The sequence below is a fragment of the Bacillus sp. AR13-1 genome (assembly GCF_008042285.1).
Taxonomy (GTDB): domain Bacteria; phylum Bacillota; class Bacilli; order Bacillales; family Bacillaceae_G; genus Bacillus_A; species Bacillus_A mycoides.
Genome location: NZ_QNUA01000006.1, coordinates 244574 through 264240, shown reverse-complemented (window position 1 = coordinate 264240; position 19667 = coordinate 244574). Strand labels below are relative to the sequence as shown.

21 protein-coding genes and 1 other annotated feature are annotated in these 19667 nt (G+C 37.3%); of the genes, 6 read left to right on the top strand and 15 right to left on the bottom strand.

All coding sequences use genetic code 11. The features are described 5' to 3' along the window. Positions 1-35: 35 nt before the first annotated feature. The 5 genes from DN408_RS04155 to DN408_RS04135 all read right to left on the bottom strand — a co-directional run bounded on the left by DN408_RS04155 (position 36) and on the right by DN408_RS04135 (position 5749). A complete protein-coding gene (locus DN408_RS04155) occupies positions 36-971 on the bottom strand; it encodes an ABC transporter ATP-binding protein (protein WP_002086978.1) in 936 nt (311 codons plus the stop codon). After that, a complete protein-coding gene (locus tag DN408_RS04150) occupies positions 964-2007 on the bottom strand; it encodes an ABC transporter ATP-binding protein (RefSeq protein ID WP_002011337.1) in 1044 nt (347 codons plus the stop codon). The genes DN408_RS04155 and DN408_RS04150 overlap by 8 nt, the downstream gene beginning before the upstream one ends. A gap of 18 nt (positions 2008-2025) precedes the next feature. Continuing rightward, positions 2026-3042 carry an oligopeptide ABC transporter permease gene (opp3C, locus tag DN408_RS04145; RefSeq protein ID WP_002086981.1) on the bottom strand — a complete coding sequence of 339 codons (1017 nt, stop codon included), beginning with the start codon at positions 3040-3042 and terminating at the stop codon, positions 2026-2028. Then, complete coding sequence (opp3b, locus tag DN408_RS04140; protein ID WP_000534165.1) at positions 3039-3968, bottom strand: oligopeptide ABC transporter permease; 930 nt, start codon at positions 3966-3968, stop codon at positions 3039-3041. Before opp3b ends, opp3C begins: the two co-directional genes overlap by 4 nt. Positions 3969-4093: 125 nt before the next feature. Further along, positions 4094-5749, bottom strand: a complete 1656-nt coding sequence (locus tag DN408_RS04135; RefSeq protein WP_078178438.1) for a peptide ABC transporter substrate-binding protein — start codon at positions 5747-5749, stop codon at positions 4094-4096. Positions 5750-6068: 319 nt separating this feature from the next. Here DN408_RS04135 and DN408_RS04125 point away from each other — a divergent pair, with 319 nt between their 5' ends. Together DN408_RS04125 and trpS are read left to right on the top strand one after the other, a co-directional pair. Continuing rightward, on the top strand, positions 6069-6449 hold the full coding sequence (locus tag DN408_RS04125; RefSeq protein ID WP_002125921.1) for a DUF3899 domain-containing protein: 381 nt from the start codon (positions 6069-6071) through the stop codon (positions 6447-6449). A 105-nt stretch (positions 6450-6554) separates the two neighbouring features. Further along, positions 6555-6772 (top strand) — a binding site (T-box leader). A gap of 74 nt (positions 6773-6846) precedes the next feature. Next, positions 6847-7836 (top strand): tryptophan--tRNA ligase, encoded by a 990-nt coding sequence (trpS, locus tag DN408_RS04120; protein WP_000110999.1) that lies wholly within the window; start codon positions 6847-6849, stop codon positions 7834-7836. A gap of 268 nt (positions 7837-8104) precedes the next feature. Here trpS and DN408_RS04110 read toward each other — a convergent pair whose 3' ends face one another. From DN408_RS04110 to DN408_RS04075, 8 genes are all read right to left on the bottom strand, one after another. Next, a complete protein-coding gene (locus DN408_RS04110; protein WP_002030367.1) occupies positions 8105-8851 on the bottom strand; it encodes a YjbA family protein in 747 nt (248 codons plus the stop codon). Between the two features lie 141 nt (positions 8852-8992). Then, the gene (locus DN408_RS04105) at positions 8993-9784 is read right to left on the bottom strand and encodes a DUF2268 domain-containing putative Zn-dependent protease (protein WP_002030365.1); all 792 of its coding nucleotides are present in this window, start codon (positions 9782-9784) and stop codon (positions 8993-8995) included. Between the two features lie 115 nt (positions 9785-9899). Next, positions 9900-11138, bottom strand: a complete 1239-nt coding sequence (fabF, locus tag DN408_RS04100; RefSeq protein WP_002030364.1) for a beta-ketoacyl-ACP synthase II — start codon at positions 11136-11138, stop codon at positions 9900-9902. A 31-nt stretch (positions 11139-11169) separates the two neighbouring features. Next, positions 11170-12102, bottom strand: a complete 933-nt coding sequence (gene fabH / locus DN408_RS04095) for a beta-ketoacyl-ACP synthase III (RefSeq protein ID WP_001100550.1) — start codon at positions 12100-12102, stop codon at positions 11170-11172. A gap of 82 nt (positions 12103-12184) precedes the next feature. After that, positions 12185-12517, bottom strand: a complete 333-nt coding sequence (locus DN408_RS04090; protein WP_078422203.1) for a hypothetical protein — start codon at positions 12515-12517, stop codon at positions 12185-12187. A 182-nt stretch (positions 12518-12699) separates the two neighbouring features. Continuing rightward, positions 12700-12876 carry a ComZ family protein gene (locus DN408_RS04085; protein WP_002011319.1) on the bottom strand — a complete coding sequence of 59 codons (177 nt, stop codon included), beginning with the start codon at positions 12874-12876 and terminating at the stop codon, positions 12700-12702. A 64-nt stretch (positions 12877-12940) separates the two neighbouring features. Further along, complete coding sequence (locus DN408_RS04080) at positions 12941-13813, bottom strand: NAD-dependent epimerase/dehydratase family protein (protein ID WP_002086991.1); 873 nt, start codon at positions 13811-13813, stop codon at positions 12941-12943. Positions 13814-13842: 29 nt separating this feature from the next. Beyond that, the gene (locus DN408_RS04075; protein ID WP_002030268.1) at positions 13843-14577 is read right to left on the bottom strand and encodes a lipase family protein; all 735 of its coding nucleotides are present in this window, start codon (positions 14575-14577) and stop codon (positions 13843-13845) included. A gap of 156 nt (positions 14578-14733) precedes the next feature. On the opposite strand from DN408_RS04075, the gene DN408_RS04070 reads away from it, so the two are divergent. Next, complete coding sequence (locus tag DN408_RS04070; protein ID WP_001211111.1) at positions 14734-14916, top strand: YjzD family protein; 183 nt, start codon at positions 14734-14736, stop codon at positions 14914-14916. Positions 14917-14949: 33 nt separating this feature from the next. Here DN408_RS04070 and clpB read toward each other — a convergent pair whose 3' ends face one another. Beyond that, entirely contained in the window at positions 14950-17550 is a 2601-nt protein-coding gene (gene clpB, locus DN408_RS04065; RefSeq protein ID WP_003187936.1) for an ATP-dependent chaperone ClpB, read from the bottom strand. A gap of 172 nt (positions 17551-17722) precedes the next feature. Next, positions 17723-17902, bottom strand: a complete 180-nt coding sequence (locus tag DN408_RS04060; protein ID WP_000531422.1) for a YjzC family protein — start codon at positions 17900-17902, stop codon at positions 17723-17725. A 490-nt stretch (positions 17903-18392) separates the two neighbouring features. Between DN408_RS04060 and DN408_RS04055 the strand changes: the two genes are divergently transcribed. The 3 genes from DN408_RS04055 to DN408_RS04045 all read left to right on the top strand — a co-directional run bounded on the left by DN408_RS04055 (position 18393) and on the right by DN408_RS04045 (position 19646). Then, positions 18393-19202 carry a Cof-type HAD-IIB family hydrolase gene (locus tag DN408_RS04055; protein ID WP_002030271.1) on the top strand — a complete coding sequence of 270 codons (810 nt, stop codon included), beginning with the start codon at positions 18393-18395 and terminating at the stop codon, positions 19200-19202. A 105-nt stretch (positions 19203-19307) separates the two neighbouring features. Continuing rightward, the gene (locus DN408_RS04050; protein WP_000516816.1) at positions 19308-19448 is read left to right on the top strand and encodes a hypothetical protein; all 141 of its coding nucleotides are present in this window, start codon (positions 19308-19310) and stop codon (positions 19446-19448) included. Further along, complete coding sequence (locus DN408_RS04045; RefSeq protein ID WP_002011309.1) at positions 19449-19646, top strand: DUF3813 domain-containing protein; 198 nt, start codon at positions 19449-19451, stop codon at positions 19644-19646. Positions 19647-19667: the final 21 nt, after the last annotated feature.

Here is a 19667-nt window from a genome sequence, read left to right as displayed (position 1 = left end):
CCATCCTTCTTTAATAGAAGAATGGCTCTACTTTATTATTGATAGATTTCTTTATATTTCTTATACTCTGCTTCAGAACATAATACAAAATGTCCTGGGCGAATTTCACGCATTGTTGGTGCTTCCTCACCATATTGATGTTGAGATGGATCGTATACGATACGTTTACGATTGCGCTCATAATCTGGATCTGGAAGCGGAATTGCAGATAGTAGTGATTTTGTATATGGATGCATTGGATTCGCATATAACTCTTCACTTGTTGTCAACTCAACGATTTGACCACGGTACATTACACCAATGCGATCACTAATGTATTTTACCATTGATAAATCATGGGCGATGAATAAGTATGTTAAACCTTTTTCTCTTTGTAACTGTTTCAGTAAGTTTACAACTTGCGCCTGAATCGATACGTCAAGTGCTGAGATTGGTTCATCAGCAATGATAAATTCAGGTTCTACAGCTAGCGCACGAGCGATACCGATACGTTGACGTTGTCCGCCTGAGAATTCATGCGGGAAACGGTTTGCGTGCTCTTTATTTAAACCAACTGTATTTAATAATTCATGAACACGGTCCATACGCTCTTTTTTGCCTTTTGCTAGTCCGTGAATATCAATACCTTCTGCAATAATATCCCCTACTGTCATACGAGGATTTAATGATGCATATGGATCTTGGAAAATCATTTGCATTTTACGGTTGAACTTCTTCAGCTCGGCACGTGATTTTTTACCATGTACATTTTCACCATCGAACAACACTTCACCAGCAGTTGCATCATATAAACGAATAATCGTTCTTCCAGTTGTCGATTTACCACAACCTGATTCTCCTACAAGACCAAATGTTTCTCCGCGGTAAATATCAAATGAAATATCATTAACCGCTTTGACAACACCACCACTCACGTCGAAGTGCTGCTTTACATTTTTTACTTCAATTAATTTCTCACGTTGTTTAGTCATGTTGTTCACCTGCTTTCATTTGAAGAATGCGTTTTTCAACGACTGCCGGTGGTTTTACTTCTGGAGCTTGCTCGTGAAGTAACCAAGTTGCCGCATAGTGTGTATCACTTACTTTAAATAAAGGTGGGTCCATTTCAAAATCAATTTTCAATGCCTGCGGGTTACGTGGTGCAAAAGCATCACCCTTTGGCGGTTTTAATAAGTCTGGAGGCGTTCCTGGAATCGCATATAGCTCGTCCTCTGCACCATCTAAGCTTGGCATAGATGCGATTAAGCCCCATGTGTATGGATGTTTTGGATTGTAGAAAATTTCATCAACAGTTCCAATTTCAACAACTTTACCAGCGTACATAACCGCAACTCGGTCTGCAACGTTTGCCACTACACCTAAGTCATGCGTAATGAAAATGATTGCTGCTTCTGTTTTTTGCTGAATGTCCTTCATAAGTTCTAAAATTTGCGCCTGAATTGTAACGTCTAGCGCTGTTGTCGGCTCATCGGCAATTAATAATTTCGGGTTACAAGCTAACGCCATCGCAATAACTACACGCTGTCTCATACCACCTGAGAATTGGTGAGGATATTGTTTTAAGCGCGCTTCTGGATTCGGAATACCTACAAGGTCGATTAATTCTAACGCAACTTTACGTGCATCTGCTTTACTCATCCCTTGGTGTTTAATAAGGCCTTCCATAATTTGATTTCCAATTGTCATCGTTGGGTTTAATGATGTCATTGGATCTTGGAAAATCATCGCAATATCTTTACCGCGTACTTGTTGCATTTCTTTTTCTGTTAGTTTCGTTAAGTCACGACCTTCAAATACGATTTCACCGTTTTTAATACGCCCTGGAGGATTCGGAATTAATCCCATTAACGCTTTAGAAGTAACTGATTTACCAGAACCAGATTCTCCTACAATCGCTAATGTTTCTCCTTTTTTCAAATCAAAAGTAACACCGCGTACAGCTTGTACTTCACCTGCATGTGTATCAAAGGAGACTTGCAAATCTTTTACCTCTAGCAATGTTTTCATTTTTACTTCTCCCCTCTTTTACTTACGCATTTTTGGATCTAACGCGTCGCGTAATCCGTCTGCAATTAAGTTGAATGCTAAGATTAACATACTGATGACAACCGCTGGGATGAACATCATATGTGGATACGTTTGAATTGATTTATAACCATCATTTACAAGAGAACCAAGTGATGCGAATGGTGGCTGAATACCTAGTCCGATGAAGCTTAAGAATGCTTCACCAAATACCGCTGTTGGAATTGTAAACATTGTCATTACGATAATTGGTCCCATTACGTTCGGAATTAAGTGCTTCACAATTAACTGTGTATTCGTTGCCCCTAATGTACGAGATGCTAATACATATTCTTGGTTTTTTAATTTTAGGATCTGTCCACGAACGATACGCGACATCCCTATCCAACCTGTAATTGCCATCGCAAGTGTAATTGACCAAATACCTGATCCCATAATGATTACCATTAAAATAACGATGATTAAGTATGGAATACCGTTAATGATCTCCATAATACGTTGCATAATATTATCTACTCTGCCGCCATAGAAGGCTGAAATACCTCCATATGCAACCCCAATTACTAAGTCAATCGCTGCTGCTAAAAGAGCGATATATAATGATACTCGTGTACCTTCCCATGTTCTTGTCCATAAATCACGGCCAAGATCATCTGTACCAAACCAGAAGTACTCTTTAATATCACGTTTTTCATATTGGTCAACACCATATTGATCTGTACCGTCAAATGGTAGCCAATGAACATTTTCAATCACTGGAATTTTCGGTGGCATTTTCGCACGACCTAAATCCTGCTCTTTATAAGAATGCTTACTTACCATCGGTCCTAAAATTGCTAGTAGTACAATAAGCATTAATAATACGAAACCAAACATTGCACCTTTATGTTGGAACAAACGTCTTCTTACATCTTGCCAAAACGTTAAGCTTGGACGGGCAATGACTTCATTATCAACATTACTCTGATTGGCTGGTTGAAATAAATCTGGAGATAATTTTTGTACATCTTTCATCATTTTTTCCCTCCCGCTAAACGAATACGAGGATCAATAATTCCGTATAAAATATCGACAATGAAAATAACTAAGATGAAGATCGCACTATAGAAAATTGTAGTTCCCATAATAACTGTATAGTCATTCACTGTAATCGATTTAACGAATTGTTCCCCAAGTCCAGGTACAGCGTAAATTTGCTCAATAACTAGTGTCCCTGTAATTAATCCTGCAACCATTGGTCCTAAAATTGTTACAACTGGAATTAATGCGTTACGCAGTGCGTGCTTGATAATGATAACGCCTTGGCTAATTCCTTTCGCTTTCGCTGTTAAAATGTAGTCTGCTTGCATAACCTCAATTAACTCTGCACGAGCGAAACGTGCGATTGTTGCGATAACTGCCATCGATAAGGCAATTGTAGGCATTACTGTAAACTCCGGTCCTTTCCAGAATGCTACTGGGAACCAACCAAGTTTTACCCCTACGAAATATTGTAGTAATGCGGCGAATACGAATGAGGGTACCGACATCCCGAGTACGGAAATAATTGTCGCCCCATAATCGACCCACGTATTGTTACGAAGCGCCGCAACGATTCCTAAAATTAAACCGATAAATGTTCCTAATATAATCGCTTGTAAACCAAGTTGTGCTGATGGTCCAATACGATCCACAATCATATCTGTTACTGGGCGGTTATCATATTGGAATGATACCCCTAAATCACCTTTTGCTAAGTTACCTAAGTAACGTGCATATTGAACTGGTACTGGATCATTTAATCCATATTTTTCAAGAATGATTTCTTTTTGTGCCGGTGATAGCTTCTCCTGGTTTTTAAGCGGAGAACCCGGTAGTAATTTCATCAAAAAGAAAGTCAGTGTAGTAATTAAAAATAATGTCAAAGCCATGTACACGAAACGTTTTAATACATAACGTCCCATAGTCAAGCACCTCCCCGTTTTTCTCAAAAGCAATAAGATAGTTTAAAATATTCTTACTTTTATTTTTTAAAATAAGAGCATATGCCCATCATAGGCATATACCCTTGTAAACGATGGAAAAAAGATTATTTTTGTTCAACAGATGCCCATTTGTAAGTTAATCTACCACCATAGTTAATTGGGATAATATCTTTTACGGCACCTTTTACCACATATGCTGAACCTTTTTGGAAGATCGGAGTAATAACTACATCCTCTTTAATTAATATTTTCTCTACTTCTAAAAGGTTGTTCCAGCGAGCTTGTAAATCTTTTGTATCTGTTTTTGCTTTTAGAATTAGCTCATCATATTTCGGATTAGAATATCCTGTTTTATTTTGTGAACCATTCGTAACAAACATATCTAAATATGAGACTGGATCTGGGAAGTCTGGACCCCAAATACCAAACGCCATATCATATTCTTGAGAGTCTTCTAACTTATTTTTTTGTGCGAATGGCTGCTGTTTAATTTTGATCGTTAAACCAGGTAAGTTCTTTTCCATCTCACCTTTTAAGAATTCGCCAATTTTTTTCGCATCTTCATTATCGAAGCTTAAGAATTCTAGTTCAATTTTATCAGTGCCAAGCTCTTTCTTTGCTGTTTCCCAAAGTTTTTTCGCTTCTTTTGAATCCGTTTCAACTAGATTTCCATTTTCAGCACGGAAGTCTTTTTTATTCGGACCTTCAGCGAAATCTTTTCCAACAAATCCGTAAGCACCGATTGCGCCGTTGTTTAAAATAACTTTTGCAATGTTATCACGGTCAAAGGACATTGAAATTGCTTTTCTTAAGTTTTTATTACTCAAATACTTATTATTTTGATTAAATCTTAAGTAGGCAACTCCAGCTTCTTTTCGTGTTTGGAACTCTGGAGTTTGTCTAAATTTATCAACAAATTCCGATGTTAGAGCCGCACGATCAATCGAATTTGTCTCATATAAATTTACATCAGTCGATGTATTTTTCACAATATTGAAATTTATCTCTTCGATTTTAACCGTCTTGTTATCCCAATATGATGGGTTCTTCTTAAATTGGAAGCTTTGTTCATGTTTCCAATCACTCATAACGAATGGCCCGTTATATAATGTTGTATTTGCCTCTAAACCAAACTTATCACCTTGTGATTTCACAAAGTTCTCATTTAGTGGGTAGAACACCGGATAAACCGTTAAATCAATAAAGTAAGGAACGGGATTGTCTAATTCCACTTCTAATGTATAATCATCAATCGCCTTTACACCTAATTGGTCAGCAGGTAATTCTTTTTTATGAATTTTTTCTGCATTTTTAATATCGAACATAATGTATGAATACGTCGCTTTTGTATCTGGATTTACTGCTCTTTTCCATGAATACACAAAGTCTTTCGCTGTTACAGGTTCCCCATTCGACCATTTCGCATCTTTTCTTAACTTAAATATGTATTTCTTCCCATCATCTAGCTTTTGGACATCTTCAGCAATCCCAGGCATTCTCTTTTGATCTTTGCCAGTACGATATAAACCTTCCATCGTATTATTTAATGCTGTTGAAGATGCAGAATCTGATGCTAACGATGCATCCATTGATGGAATTTCAGATAACTCTGTTAAATTAAGAATCTGTTTTCCGTTACTACTACTAGTAGTGTTTTCTTTTCCTTTTGCTTTAGCGTCCTCTTTCTGGTAGCTACACGCGCCAAGCAACATACTTGCCGTTAAAGTTGATGCAAGTAATAACGGTATCTTTTTCTTCATGTTGTGTTGCCTCCCCTAATTGCACTTACTGTACCCTCACTTGTAGAAAAGTAGAATTGAAAGAATAATCTCCAAGTTTCTACAATTTTCATTATACATATAATATGACGATTGTGAATATAGTTTTTTGTTTTTTTGTTAAAATTTTTAATAAAATGTTTATATTTTAAATTTTTTGTAAAGGGATACGGTAACATTGCTACCATCATCTTGAAATTAGAACCTCAATTGCGTATAATTTTCAAAAAATTATTTATATTACTTATTATAACTTTTATAGTATAATAATTCTAGTAATATTTTGACGGAGGGGAATATTTTGAATAAAGTTTTTTTTCATACTTGTATACTATTTTTGGTTGCGATAATCGCTTCTAGTGTGGGCGCATTCCTCGTTTCATCTCATTTTTTGTTGAATTTTGTCAACATCTCATTCTATATTGCATTGTTTTTTATTCTTATAGGTGGTTTTTTATTCATATTTCAAAACGGATTTTTTAACGTAACAATTTACGCATTCCAAAGAGTATTTGGTACGAATAAAAAAATTGACTCTTTAATTGAAGAAGCAGAGGAACCTATCGATAAGAAAGAACGTATTTATAAAACATATTCATTCAAATGGACGTATCCGATTTGTATTACCGGTATCGTACTTGGGTTGTTCTCGATCCTCATTAGCTTTACTATTTTGATGTAGTTTGCAAACACTATTCCATATGATATAATAATCAGCAAAACATTTTGTTATAAAACTTTAGTTCTTTCATATTAAAAGAGCTTAGGTAACAATAAATAAATTTATATGTATGCGATGATAAAGAAGAGTACATATTGGGGCAATTTCAGAGAGCTTGTGGCTGGTGTGAACAAGTAATTGTACAGTATGGAATGGGCTTTTGAGCACCAAACCGAACCGAAAGTAGTAGGCTTTGGCGTTATATCCAGACGTTATTATGGATCTTGAGAGATTTCACAGCTATGAAATAATTAGGGTGGTACCGCGGTCCATTCGTCCCTATGTAATTTGGGATGAATGGGCTTTTTTGTATGCCTTCTCTTCCCCATCGCACATTCAATTTTAGGAGGAATTACTTATGTCAGTTATCTTTTCTGGTATTCAGCCAAGCGGAACAATTACACTTGGAAACTATTTAGGAGCTATGAAGCAATTTACAGAGCTTCAAAATGAACACGACTGTTATTTCTGTATTGTAAACCAACATGCGATTACAGTACCTCAAGATCCCGTACAACTTCGTAAAAACATTCGCAGTCTTGCTGCACTTTATGTAGCATGTGGCATCGATCCTGAAAAAGCTACTTTATTTGTACAATCAGAAGTACCAGCACACGCTCAACTAGGATGGATTATGCAATCAGTTGCTTACGTTGGAGAATTAGAGCGTATGACGCAATATAAAGATAAATCTTCTGGTAGAGATTCAGTTCCAGCTGGATTACTAACGTATCCACCATTAATGGCTGCTGATATTTTACTTTACAACACTGAAATCGTACCTGTTGGTGATGATCAAAAACAACATATGGAATTAACACGCGACCTAGCAGAGCGTTTCAACAAACGCTTCCGTGAAGTGTTCACTGTTCCTGAAATTCGTATTCCAAAAGTAGGAGCTCGCGTTATGTCATTAACAGAACCTACGAAAAAAATGAGTAAATCTGATCCGAATCCAAAAGCAATGATCAGTATGCTTGATGAACCAAAAACAATTGAAAAGAAAATTAAAAGTGCTGTAACTGATTCTGAAGGTATCGTGAAATTTGATAAAGAAAACAAACCTGGAATCTCTAACTTATTAACAATCTACTCTTCATTCTCTGGAAAAACAGTTGAAGAAATAGAAGCAATGTACGAGGGAAAAGGATACGGAGACTTCAAAGGCGACCTAGCACAAGTAGTCGTAGAAGCAATTCGTCCAATCCAAGACAAATATAACGAACTAATCAACTCACCAGAACTAGACGAAATTCTAGACAAAGGTGCAGAAAAAGCAAACCGCGTTGCATTCAAACAACTACGCAAAGTAGAAAACGCAATGGGATTAAGTAGAAAACGTAGGTAACTTATAAAGCGGAGGCAGCTCGTTCAGCTCTGACTGGCTAAGGTTCTTTCGCATAGAAGACGCTTTTTGTCTTCTTATGCGGAAGGTTCTTAGACACGAAGAGCTTGCTGCCAGAGCTGGATTACTACATAAAGCGGAAGCGGCTCGTTCAGAATGTGAGGAGGATGGAGTTCCTGACGCAGAGGCGTTTTTTGCCTCGCAGGAAGGCGCGAAGCCACCGAACATTCTTGGTCACCTCCATAAAAAAAACCGCCAATTGGCGGTTTTTTTAATTTACCTTCTGCTCATTTTCCATTTCCCATAACTTTTCAAAAAACGGCTGTCCTTTTACAAGGCGCTCACATAATTGCTCGTGCTTCTCAGACCATCCAGTTTTCGCTTCATCATAAAGTTTAGCCCAAACATCTTCAAACTCCATATGTTGGACCATTCCGTACGCTGATGGATCCCACTCTGTGAACCAATAGCGAATTTCAGCTGGATTTTTCGTTGTATGTAATTGATCTAATGCCATAAATAATAATTGTTTTAACTGTCTTTCTTTACGAGTTAGGCCGTTCATAATGAAAGGCGACGGCGATAAAATATGATGTTCTTTTTCAATCTCTTCCACTTGGAACTCATACTTTTCTGCTTGCACATTCTCTACCATCTCATATACCATCTGTTCTTGACGCGGTATAAGCCTACTTTTTCTAATTGGCACATTATAGCCGATTGAATCAATCGCAATAATTCCTTTTCCATCTGTAACTACAAAACAATATTCTTGTTGCAAACGTTCGTGATTTTTACGAATATAAGCCTTATGATATACGTCTTCCAATAATTTTTGCGGAAGCTCTAATAATTCGTTCTCGATGTAATGATATAATGTGGCATCTACTTTTAATAATGGCACTTGATCTAATAGCTCAATCGTATCATCTTTCCGCCATTCGTAAAAATGACAAACGTTATACCCATTCTCTTCACCTTCAAACCAATTTACCCATACATCATGTAGATATAACATTCACTACCCCTCACTTCACTACTGTTTGTACCAATCATTATGTTCAGTTTTGCTTAACTTTATTCCACTTGAGGAAATATATTCTAATTATTATTTTTTCTTCTATAATATTAAAAAAACAGGAGATAGCTCCCCTGTTTTTCATGAAACATGAAATGTATTTGCTTTATTCAATATTTCTTTCGCATCTATAGATAATAAAGAAAGTGTATTTTCTCCTTCAAATGCTACACAATCTTTCACAATATGAAATCCAAGTGCATAGCCAAGCATTTTCGGATACGAGTGCAGTCCATTTAATAAAACATCATGCTCCCTCGTACCTCTCTTTACGCCTATTCGTTCTTGTATTGAATTCCTCCAATAATAAATAGCATCTTCTTTTGAAATGTAAGTAGTCCACGGTGCGCATCTTTTTTCTGTATACCTTTCATACACAGCTTGCTCAGCTAACCCTTCCATAATCATCGTATCAAGTAATGTATACTCTGTTTCTTTCGTCTCAATTTGATGTAACCTACATATATGATGGTATTCATGCGTTAATAAAGCTTTTAGTTCCTCTACTGAATTACGTCCACATACGAATAAGAAAATAACGTGACGCATAGATAAGCCAGCCTTCCCGTTATATTCCTCTTGTACAGTTCGATTGTATGAATCTGATAATAAAATAAAGATAGGGACATCTGGACCTTTTAGCCAACCTTTCAATTTTTCATACTCCATGCTAAGTTCTTTCCAAATTTCTTTCTTCTCTAACTCTTTAATTTCCTGTTCCCCCCGCATTACTGGGCGATACATACCTTTAGAGATTAAAAAGCGATACAGCCTCTCTTTTGGCAATGGAATATACTTTGTAAATTTCTCACAAAGCTTCTCTGGACGTCCATAATACAGATGTAACCATTCTGCCGTTTCAACAACCCCCAACCTTCATCCCTCCTTTTCTTATGTATATGCAAAAAAGAAAGGAACGTAAAGGTGATTAAAAATAAATAAGGTGTCTTTTCGTAATACTTTACGAAAAGACACCTTATTGTACATATTATTTATATGCTTTAAATACTAATACTGCGTTATGACCACCGAATCCTAATGAATTACTTAATACAGCTCGCACTTCTTGATGCCTCGCTGTATTTGGTACGTAATCTAAATCACATTCTGGATCTGGTGTTTCATAGTTAATCGTCGGAGGAATTACTCCGTCTGTAATTGATTTAATAGAGAAGATCGCTTCAACAGCACCAGCTGCTCCTAATAAATGACCTGTCATTGATTTCGTTGAGCTAATCGCTACTTTATATGCATGCTCACCGAAAGTTTCTTTAATTGCCATCGTTTCATACTTTTCATTTGCATCTGTACTTGTACCATGTGCATTAATGTAATCAATATCTTTTGGCTCTAGACCTGCATCAGCTAAAGCTTGACGCATCGCACGAACTCCGCCTTCACCGCCAGGAGCAGGCATTGTAATATGGAACGCATCACCAGTTGCACCGTAACCAGCAATTTCCGCATAAATGTGAGCACCACGTGCTAATGCGTGCTCTAATTCTTCAAGAATAAGAATTCCTGATCCTTCACCCATTACGAAACCGCTACGATTTTTATCGAATGGGCGGCAAGCCGTTGCTGGATCTTCATTGAATGTTAATGCTTTCGCTGAGCTAAACCCAGCGAATGCCATACTTGTTAATGGCGCTTCTGCTCCGCCTGTTATCATCGCATCAGCATCACCGCGCTGGATTACTTTAAACGCATCACCAATTGAGTTTGCTCCAGATGCACAAGCTGTTACAGAGCAAGTATTAATTCCTTTCGCTCCTGTAGCGATTGACACTTGACCTGCTGCCATATCTGGAATCATCATTGGTACGAAGAATGGGCTCACGCGGCGCGGACCTTTTTCAGTAAAAATCTTAAATTGTTCTTCGTATGTTTCCATACCACCAATACCAGAACCAACCCATACACCAATGCGTGGTGCATTTTCTTCTGTAATTTCAAGCTTCGCATCCGCAACTGCCATTTTCGCTGCTGCTACTGCATATTGCGTAAAGCGGTCCATACGGCGCGCTTCTTTTTTATCTATATATTTTTCGACTTCAAAGTCGTTAATTTCTGCTGCTACTTTTGCAGGAATTTGTTCTGAATCTATTCTTGTAAGTCGTCCGATTCCGGATACACCGTTTTTAATGTTTTCCCAAGCTGTTTCAACATCTGTTCCGATCGGTGTAACAGCTCCTAGCCCTGTAATTACGACCCTCTTTTTTTCCATACAAAATACACTCCTTTTTTTCTCTCAGTCCTTATTTACCCCAACGAAGAGCTACTGCTCCCCATGTTAACCCGCCGCCAAAACCGACTAGTATAATTAAATCACCATCTTGAATACGTCCATTTTGCAATTCCTCTACCATTGCAATTGGAATTGAAGAAGCCGATGTATTACCGAACTTTTCAATTGTCATACTCATTTTTTCTTTCGGTAAATTTAATCTTTCTCTTGCAGATTCCATAATACGAATATTCGCTTGATGTGGTACTAAGAAGTCCACATCCTCTTTCGTAAGTCCCGCTTTTTCTAACACGCGAAGACAGGAATCACCAAGTTGGCGAACAGCAAATTTAAAGACTTCTCTGCCGTTCATCATAACATACTCGTCTTGATAAAGATGCTTACCGCCACTTCCGTCCGCTCCTAATTCAAAAGAAAGTACACCTTTTCCTTCCGAAACAGCTCCCATTACGATAGCACCTGCTCCGTCCCCAAATAGTACTGCTGTATTTCGATCGTTCCAGTCTACAATTTTAGATAGTTTGTCACTACCAACGACTAATACATTTTTATAAGTTCCCGTTTGAATAAATTGCTGCGCTGTAATCATTCCGTACATAAAGCCAGCACATGCTGCACTTAAATCCATTGCTGCTGCGTGTTTTGCGCCAATTGCTTCTTGGATTACACAAGCTACTGCTGGGAATGCGCGATCTGGCGTTACTGTTGCCACTAAAATAAGATCGATATCCTCTCCGCTAATCCCGGCATCTTCAAGTGCTTTTTTAGAAGCCTCTACCGCCATATATGAAGTATCTATTGTATCATCGGCAATGCGTCTTTCTGCAATTCCCGTTCTCGTACGAATCCATTCATCAGATGTATCTACGATTTTCTCTAAATCGTGATTTGTGACTACTTTTTCTGGCACATATCTTCCGATCCCTAAAATGCCCACGTTCACATCGCAGCCCTCCGTTTTATATCAATTATTATGACTTGGTACTAATTTTAAAACATAAATGTACTTTTGTCTAGAATATATTTCAGCTAAAAAAATAAGACAGCGTATTACTAACTTTATTTTTCATTAAAAGAAACAGAAAAATCCCTATCCTTTCAAAAGATAAACTTCCCAATACTTTTGACCTTACTCCGCTCGCAACAAAAAAAGCCCTTACCGCTTCTATCCACAGCTCGAGCCTCTCTCCCATCAAAAAGAAGGATTTGGTTTTATTCTTTATCTGCTTTCCCTTCAAAACTAAGACCTTCTCCTCATAACCTTCCACTTTAGCCTCATCATCCCTCTGGTTTTCACTCCACTCGCAACAAAAAAAGACCCCAACCGCTTCTATCCACGGCTCGAGCCTCTCTTCCATCAAAAAAGAAGGGTTTTTTTATTCTTTATCTGCTTTCCTTCAAAACTAAGACGTTCTCCTCATAACCTTTCCCTTTAACCTCATCATCTCTCTGGTCTTACCTCGCTCGAAATAAAAAAAGGCCCTTACCGCTTCTATCCACGGTTCGAGCCTCTCTTCCATCAAAAAAGAAGGGTTTGGTTTTATTCTTTATCTGCTTTCCCAAGCTCATATGCTTCGCCCATTACTTTCATCAATAGCTCTAACACCGGCTGTGCTTTCTCCATATCAAGTGCAATTCCATTAGAATCTAAAATTGCCTTTGCTTCTGGTAAATGCTTCATTGCGATTTGTAAAAATTGCATACTTTTTTCGTTCATGTAATCTCTTCCTCTCCATTAAAGCTTTTCAATCAATTATCCATACAATAGTGTAACACGCATGCTACCCTTCGTATAACTCTTTATATTTTTTCATATGTGCCAATTGTTTATTTAAACCGAATTCTACTGGTGTATTTTTTTGAATAGAAATAACCTCTACAGCTTCATCCCTTACTTCCACATTTTTGTTATTTACTTTATCATCTGCATGTAAAAGACTCATACCTTTTTCCCATAACTCTTCTTTTCCACTAAGTAAATTATATATACCGAGGTGTTTTACATTCATTCCATTTTCCCATAAATATTCACATACATCTTCAACGTAAAGTAAATCACTTCCTTTTTCTCCATTTATACAACGGCACTCTTTTTCATCAAGTTCTGATAAAATAAGCTGATGATACATCATAAACGACGGTTGCCATGGCCCATATAATGTAGGAACTCGATATGCACTATATTGTAATTCGCCTTTTTTCAACCCTTCTTCCACTTTCGAAAATAGATGTTTGTTTTCGGATTCTTCAGTGCTTCCTATTTCAATAGAAGAAATTAGATTTAACTTTACTTTATTTTTTTCACACATCCTTACGATTCGTTTTAAATATTGTAATATGACCCTTTCATTCCGAAATCCACTTTGCTGATTCGGCTCATACAAGCAAAAATAAACTGTATCGAAACTCTCTTCCTCTACCGATCGCCATCCATCTTCATCCCTTATAGAATAGTACGTAAATAACGCATTCCGCCCAATCAACAATAATTTCTCTTCATTAATTTTTGTCATACTATCAAATTCATCAAAATCAAGACCATATACTTCTACTTCTTCTGCAATCATTTTATTCACAAGGTGATAACCTACAAACGTAAGTGCACCTATAATCAGCACGCGTTTCATACCACCAACCCTTTCCCCTTGAAACAAATAGCTCCTCATTTATGTATATGGGAGCTTCACAATTCTTCTTCATATTTTTTAAAGAAATCAGTCGTTTGTCTAACCATTTTATATTTCACATCTTGCAGATGGAATAAAACAGAAGTATCGCATTGATTGAATTGCCTCATTTTCTCGTATTTACGTAACAATTGTTTTCTTCCTCTTTTTTCCTGTGTTGAGACAAAAACTTTAACAGGTACACAAGACGGCAGAAGCGCAAATGATTTCTTATTTATTTTTGATTCTAATTCTTCTTCTTTGGAATCATACGCCAAACTTAATTCCTTCACTAATCTTTTGTAAAAAAACTTATGCTCTTTCTCAAAATCCACATATTCTGGTAAATCTAAACACGGATTTAACATAACGACAGAACGTATACATTCAGGGTATTTGTTCATCATCTCCAGTGCTACAAGCGCTCCCATACCATCTGCCATAATGTGCATTTTCGCATTCAACGTCTCTTTTCTTAGAACGACATCATACAAACGTTTTGCAAGACGAACAGCTCGATCGTTTCCCCAATGCCTTCCGTATAAGTTAGATGAAAAGACCGTATAGCCTTTTTCAATAAGGCCCTGTAAAAAATAAGCTCTCCCTGCATGCTGTGTCCATAAACTTGTACCATTCTCAATAAAATAGTTATAATCTCCTAGGAGCATAACAGAAAATCCATTTGGCTTTTCCGGTAAATAAATTACACATGGTTCTTTTTCTAAGTAAAAAAAACGTTCCGTAATACTCATTTTTCCCCCGCCTTATTTTCTAAACGTATAAAAGTACTCTTTTATAATGTATGAACAGAATGCAAATTTGCGTTGAAAAATCTACAAATATTTTTCTATATTCTTTTTTCAATTGTGTTACAATAAGGACAGATTGAACGAATAGAGGTGTAAAATATGCGTTTCATTTGGGCATTAATTTGGTCGTTCGCACTTGTACATATGATGAGCTATGTAATCGGCTCTATGACTGGCGGTACATACGATTTTAACCAAGCGTCTATTTTCTCAGTTGTTCTTGCGGTATTAGTATTAGCGATTGCAGCTGCGATTCCAAACGAGCCAGTAGAACAACACTAAAAAAAGAGTCCGGATTTTATCCGAACTCTTTTTTTACTTCACGCGCACGACTAATTCGTTATTTTCTACATCAACCACTACGTGACTATTGTCAGTAATCACTCCTGCAATTAATTCTCTCGCTAATTTCGTCTCAACTTGACGCTGTACGTATCGTTTTAACGGACGAGCTCCGTACAGCGGATCGAATCCAGCTTCTACAACAAATTCTTTTGCAGATTCCGTCAATTCTAATGATATGTGGCGATCTGCTAAACGCCCTTGTAATTCTTGTACAATCTTATCAACAATACCTTTAATTTCATTCCTTGTAAGAGGTTTGAATAAAATAATTTCATCGACACGGTTTAAGAATTCTGGTCGGAAATGTCCTCTTAATTGTCCCATTACAAGTTCTCTTGACTCTTCTTTAATAGAACCATCTTCTTCTAGCCCTTCTAATAAGTGAGCAGATCCAATATTTGAAGTCATAATAATAACCGTATTTTTAAAGTCTACTGTACGTCCTTGTGAATCTGTAATGCGTCCATCGTCTAACATTTGTAATAAAATGTTGAATACTTCTGGATGTGCTTTTTCGATTTCATCTAACAAAATAACAGAATATGGTTTACGTCTTACTGCTTCTGTTAATTGACCACCTTCTTCATATCCAACATATCCAGGAGGCGCTCCAATTAAGCGTGACACTGCGTGTTTCTCCATATACTCAGACATATCGATACGAATCATTTGCTCTTCACTGTCAAATAATGTTTGCGCTAACGTTTTTGCAAGCTCAGTTTTACCAACACCTGTAGGGCCTAAGAAAATAAATGAACCAATTGGACGATTCGGATCTTTAATACCAGCGCGAGCACGAAGTACTGCGTCTGATACAAGGCTTACCGCTTCCTCTTGACCGATAACACGCTCTGATAAAATTTGTTCAAGACGTAATAATTTCTCACGTTCACCTTCAACGAGTTTTGCGACAGGAATACCAGTCCACCTTGAAACAATGTCTGCAATTTCTTCTTCACTTACTTCCTCGCGTAATAAACGATTCTCTTGTTTATTATGTGCACCCATCTCTTCCGCTTCTTTTAACTCTTTTTCGATAGCTGGAATTTTCCCGTGGCGAAGCTCAGCTGCTTTATTTAAATCGTAATTTCCTTCTGCTTCTTCTAACTCACGGCGCAAGCGCTCTAAATGTTCACGTAAGTCACGCACTTTATGAATGTCTTCTTTTTCTTTCTCCCATTTCGCTCTCATACTACTTGCAACTTCTTTTAAATCCGATAATTCACGTTGCAATGTTTTTAGGCGCTCTTGACTACCTAAGTCCTTTTCTTTCCCAAGAGCAGCTTCTTCAATTTCCAGCTGCATAATGCGGCGCGTTACTTCATCTAGTTCTGTTGGCATAGAATCAATTTCTGTTCGAATTGTTGCACAAGCTTCATCAACAAGATCAATTGCTTTATCGGGCAAGAAACGATCCGAAATATATCGATCTGATAAAACAGATGCCGCTACAATCGCGCGATCATGAATATTTACACCGTGATAAATTTCAAAACGCTCTTTTAAACCACGTAAAATGGAAATTGTATCCTCAACAGTTGGCTCTTCTGCTAACACTTGTTGGAAACGTCTTTCTAACGCTGGATCTTTCTCAATATATTTACGGTATTCATCTAATGTCGTTGCCCCGATACAATGCAGTTCACCACGCGCTAGCATTGGTTTTAACATATTTCCCGCATCCATCGCTCCTTCTGTTTTACCAGCGCCGACGATTGTATGAAGTTCATCAATGAATAATAAAATGCGACCTTCACTCTTTTTAATTTCATTTAATACAGCTTGCAGACGTTCTTCAAACTCACCGCGGAATTTTGCTCCGGCCACAAGTGCACTCATATCTAAAGCGAAAATTGTTCTATCTTTTAATCCTTCTGGGACATCTTTTTTCACAATACGCTGCGCTAATCCTTCAACGATTGCTGTTTTACCAACACCTGGCTCTCCGATTAAAACGGGGTTATTTTTCGTTTTGCGTGAAAGAATGCGGATCACGCGGCGAATTTCACTATCTCTGCCAATTACAGGATCAATTTTCCCCGCTCTTACTTCAGCCACTAAATCACGGCCATATTTTTCTAACGCTTCATAAGTTGCTTCTGGATTTTGACTAGTCACTCTTTGATTCCCCCGAACTGTCATTAAAGACTGTAATAAGTTATCTTTCGTAATATAAAATTTTGCGAATAATTGATTTATATCGCCTTTTTCTTCAGAAAAAGCAAGTAATACATGTTCGATTGAAATGTAGTCATCTCGCAATTTCTCCGCTTCTTTTCCTGCTCTTACAAGCAGTTGTTGCAAAGCACCTGTTACATATAATTTCCCTGCCTCTGCCCCGCTTCCAGTTACAGAAGGCTTCTTCTTAATTAAACTTTCTACACCTTGCTTTAACGCTTCTATATCGACATTCATTTTTTGAAAAATACGTACTGTTAATCCGTCTTGCTGCTCTAATAACGTAAGCAATAGATGAACAGTATCTACTTCTTGATGATGATGAGATACCGCTAAAGATTGAGCACTCATAATCGCTTCCTGTGTTTTCGTTGTCATTTGATTTAAGTCCATCTTTACAGCCCTCCAAATGTTTGACTTTCTTTGACCTTTGATTTGATTATACGCCAACTGACTTTTTTATACAATAATTTTGCTTATGTAGTTCAAACTTATTATTGGAAAAAGAAAAAAGTAACATTCATTTTCCTAATCAAAAAAGCCGCAATAACGATTGCGGCTTCTGTTACGGTTTTCTTTTATATGTCCACTGACGGTTATGATTCGTGTTATCTGGAAACTTTTCACCGGCAGTTAATTGTACCATTTGCGGATTTTTCACCATACTTCCCGTTTCACCAATTTCTACGTAAATGCCATCATTTGGCGCCTTTTGCCCTGAACGAAACCTGCGATTTTGTCCCATTTCCATTCTCCTTCCATGACGTCTTGCCTCATTAGTATATCCATTTTAAAAGAAAGCTTTTCTGTCATGTTTAGGAAACAAGTACTACGGTTTACCCATGTACATATATATAATTACACAAGCTTAAGCAGGAATTATTGGCATATTTGTTGAAAAAAAAGAAACCAACCTACTTTAGGCCAGTTTCAAAGGAGAGTCAAACATATACGAGAAGATTACATGTTCATTATAAGTCGCATCATTCAAACAATGTAACCCTTTTCACAAATTGTACATAATGAAAGAAACATTGTTTGAACTTCCTAAAAAGATATTGACTTTTCCTAATTTCCAACGAGAAATAGTAGACACCACAGCGCTTCGCGACGTAAGATGGATATATAGTGAAACTTTCATCTACAGTAGTTTCACCCAGTCTAACCTCTTATTTCTGCATATAAAAAACGGAAATACAGATAGAATCAAAAAATTTATTATAAGAGGTGAAATTATGAACAAACAACATTTAATCGCATTAGACTTAGACGGAACTTTATTAACAGACAACAAAATAATTTCTCCAAGAACGAAAAACACAATTGCAAAAGCAAAAGAACAAGGACATATTGTCGTTATTTCAACAGGGCGTCCATTCCGCGCTAGTTACGATTATTATAAAGAACTTAGCCTTAACACACCAATCGTAAACTTTAATGGAGCTTACGTGCATCACCCTCTTGATTCAAGTTGGGGAACACATCACTCTCCTCTTGAACTTTCAACAGCGCAAGAAATCGTCCGAGCTTGCTTTGATTTCGGCGTGAAAAATGTCTATGCTGAAGTCATCGATGATGTGTATGTCCGTGAAATTGATGAAGATAAAAAACATATTTTTGAATTCGGTTCTCCAAAGATTTTCACAGGAGATTTATTAAATATTTTAAACGACCATCCAACTTGCTTATTAATCGATGCACATGACGAGCATTCTGCTGCAATTCGCCAACATTTAACAGATATGCATGCTGAAGTCATCGACCATAGAAAATGGGGTGCGCCTTGGCCAATTATTGAAATTGTAAAAAGCGGATTAAATAAAGCTGTCGGATTACAAAAAATTTCAGGCCATTATAATATTCCTAAAGAGCGAATTATCGCTTTTGGTGATGAGGATAACGACTTTGAAATGATCGAATTTGCTGGTCATGGAATCGCAATGGGTAATGCGATTCCTGAATTAAAATCACTCGCAAATCATACGACATTAACGAATGAAGAAGATGGTATCGCTCTATATTTAGAAGAGGTTCTTGGATTGTAATCTAAAAATTCCCTGCTTATAGTTTCTCGCCAAACGCTCATACTATTATTAGACGCAAGAGAAAGCGCGTCAATTGTTTTCAGCTAAATAAAGGGGGTTTTTCGAATGGGTAAAAAGAACAAATCAAAGCGTTTTATCCAGCAAGGAGCCGATGCTGTTATGAAGCATGATGCAAGATTCCCGTACAGAGGTACATTAGCTGAGGCAGAAAAAGCGAGAAGTAACTCTTCATTTGGAGGGGTTTAAATGGGGAACTTACTATTCCAACAAGCTAGAGACGCTGTTTCAAGTGCCGTTTCTTGTTCAAGTGGCGCTGAACAACAGGAACTCGTTTATAGAGCAAAAAACTCTTTGCACTCTGCTTATGCAAACTCTTCAACTGCTGAAAAAGTTCAGCTACGTGAAATGCAGGAGCAATTGCAAAACATTACGAATTCGCATTAAAAAAGGAGGACCAGCTTTGGT

Excerpts from the sequence above, each read along its gene's own strand:
- DN408_RS04085 (WP_002011319.1), bottom strand. The coding sequence starts at position 12,876 with ATGAACGAAAAAAGTATGCAATTTTTACAAATCGCAATGAAGCATTTA.
- DN408_RS04075 (WP_002030268.1), bottom strand. The coding sequence starts at position 14,577 with ATGAGTATTACGGAACGTTTTTTTTACTTAGAAAAAGAACCATGTGTA.
- DN408_RS04150 (WP_002011337.1), bottom strand. The coding sequence starts at position 2,007 with ATGAAAACATTGCTAGAGGTAAAAGATTTGCAAGTCTCCTTTGATACA.
- trpS (WP_000110999.1), top strand. The coding sequence starts at position 6,847 with ATGTCAGTTATCTTTTCTGGTATTCAGCCAAGCGGAACAATTACACTT.
- DN408_RS04110 (WP_002030367.1), bottom strand. The coding sequence starts at position 8,851 with ATGTTATATCTACATGATGTATGGGTAAATTGGTTTGAAGGTGAAGAG.
- DN408_RS04090 (WP_078422203.1), bottom strand. The coding sequence starts at position 12,517 with ATGGAAGAGAGGCTCGAGCCGTGGATAGAAGCGGTTGGGGTCTTTTTT.
- DN408_RS04155 (WP_002086978.1), bottom strand. The coding sequence starts at position 971 with ATGACTAAACAACGTGAGAAATTAATTGAAGTAAAAAATGTAAAGCAG.
- clpB (WP_003187936.1), bottom strand. The coding sequence starts at position 17,550 with ATGGACTTAAATCAAATGACAACGAAAACACAGGAAGCGATTATGAGT.
- DN408_RS04070 (WP_001211111.1), top strand. The coding sequence starts at position 14,734 with ATGCGTTTCATTTGGGCATTAATTTGGTCGTTCGCACTTGTACATATG.
- DN408_RS04055 (WP_002030271.1), top strand. The coding sequence starts at position 18,393 with ATGAACAAACAACATTTAATCGCATTAGACTTAGACGGAACTTTATTA.
- DN408_RS04135 (WP_078178438.1), bottom strand. The coding sequence starts at position 5,749 with ATGAAGAAAAAGATACCGTTATTACTTGCATCAACTTTAACGGCAAGT.
- DN408_RS04060 (WP_000531422.1), bottom strand. The coding sequence starts at position 17,902 with ATGGGACAAAATCGCAGGTTTCGTTCAGGGCAAAAGGCGCCAAATGAT.
- opp3C (WP_002086981.1), bottom strand. The coding sequence starts at position 3,042 with ATGATGAAAGATGTACAAAAATTATCTCCAGATTTATTTCAACCAGCC.
- fabF (WP_002030364.1), bottom strand. The coding sequence starts at position 11,138 with ATGGAAAAAAAGAGGGTCGTAATTACAGGGCTAGGAGCTGTTACACCG.
- DN408_RS04045 (WP_002011309.1), top strand. The coding sequence starts at position 19,449 with ATGGGGAACTTACTATTCCAACAAGCTAGAGACGCTGTTTCAAGTGCC.
- DN408_RS04050 (WP_000516816.1), top strand. The coding sequence starts at position 19,308 with ATGGGTAAAAAGAACAAATCAAAGCGTTTTATCCAGCAAGGAGCCGAT.
- opp3b (WP_000534165.1), bottom strand. The coding sequence starts at position 3,968 with ATGGGACGTTATGTATTAAAACGTTTCGTGTACATGGCTTTGACATTA.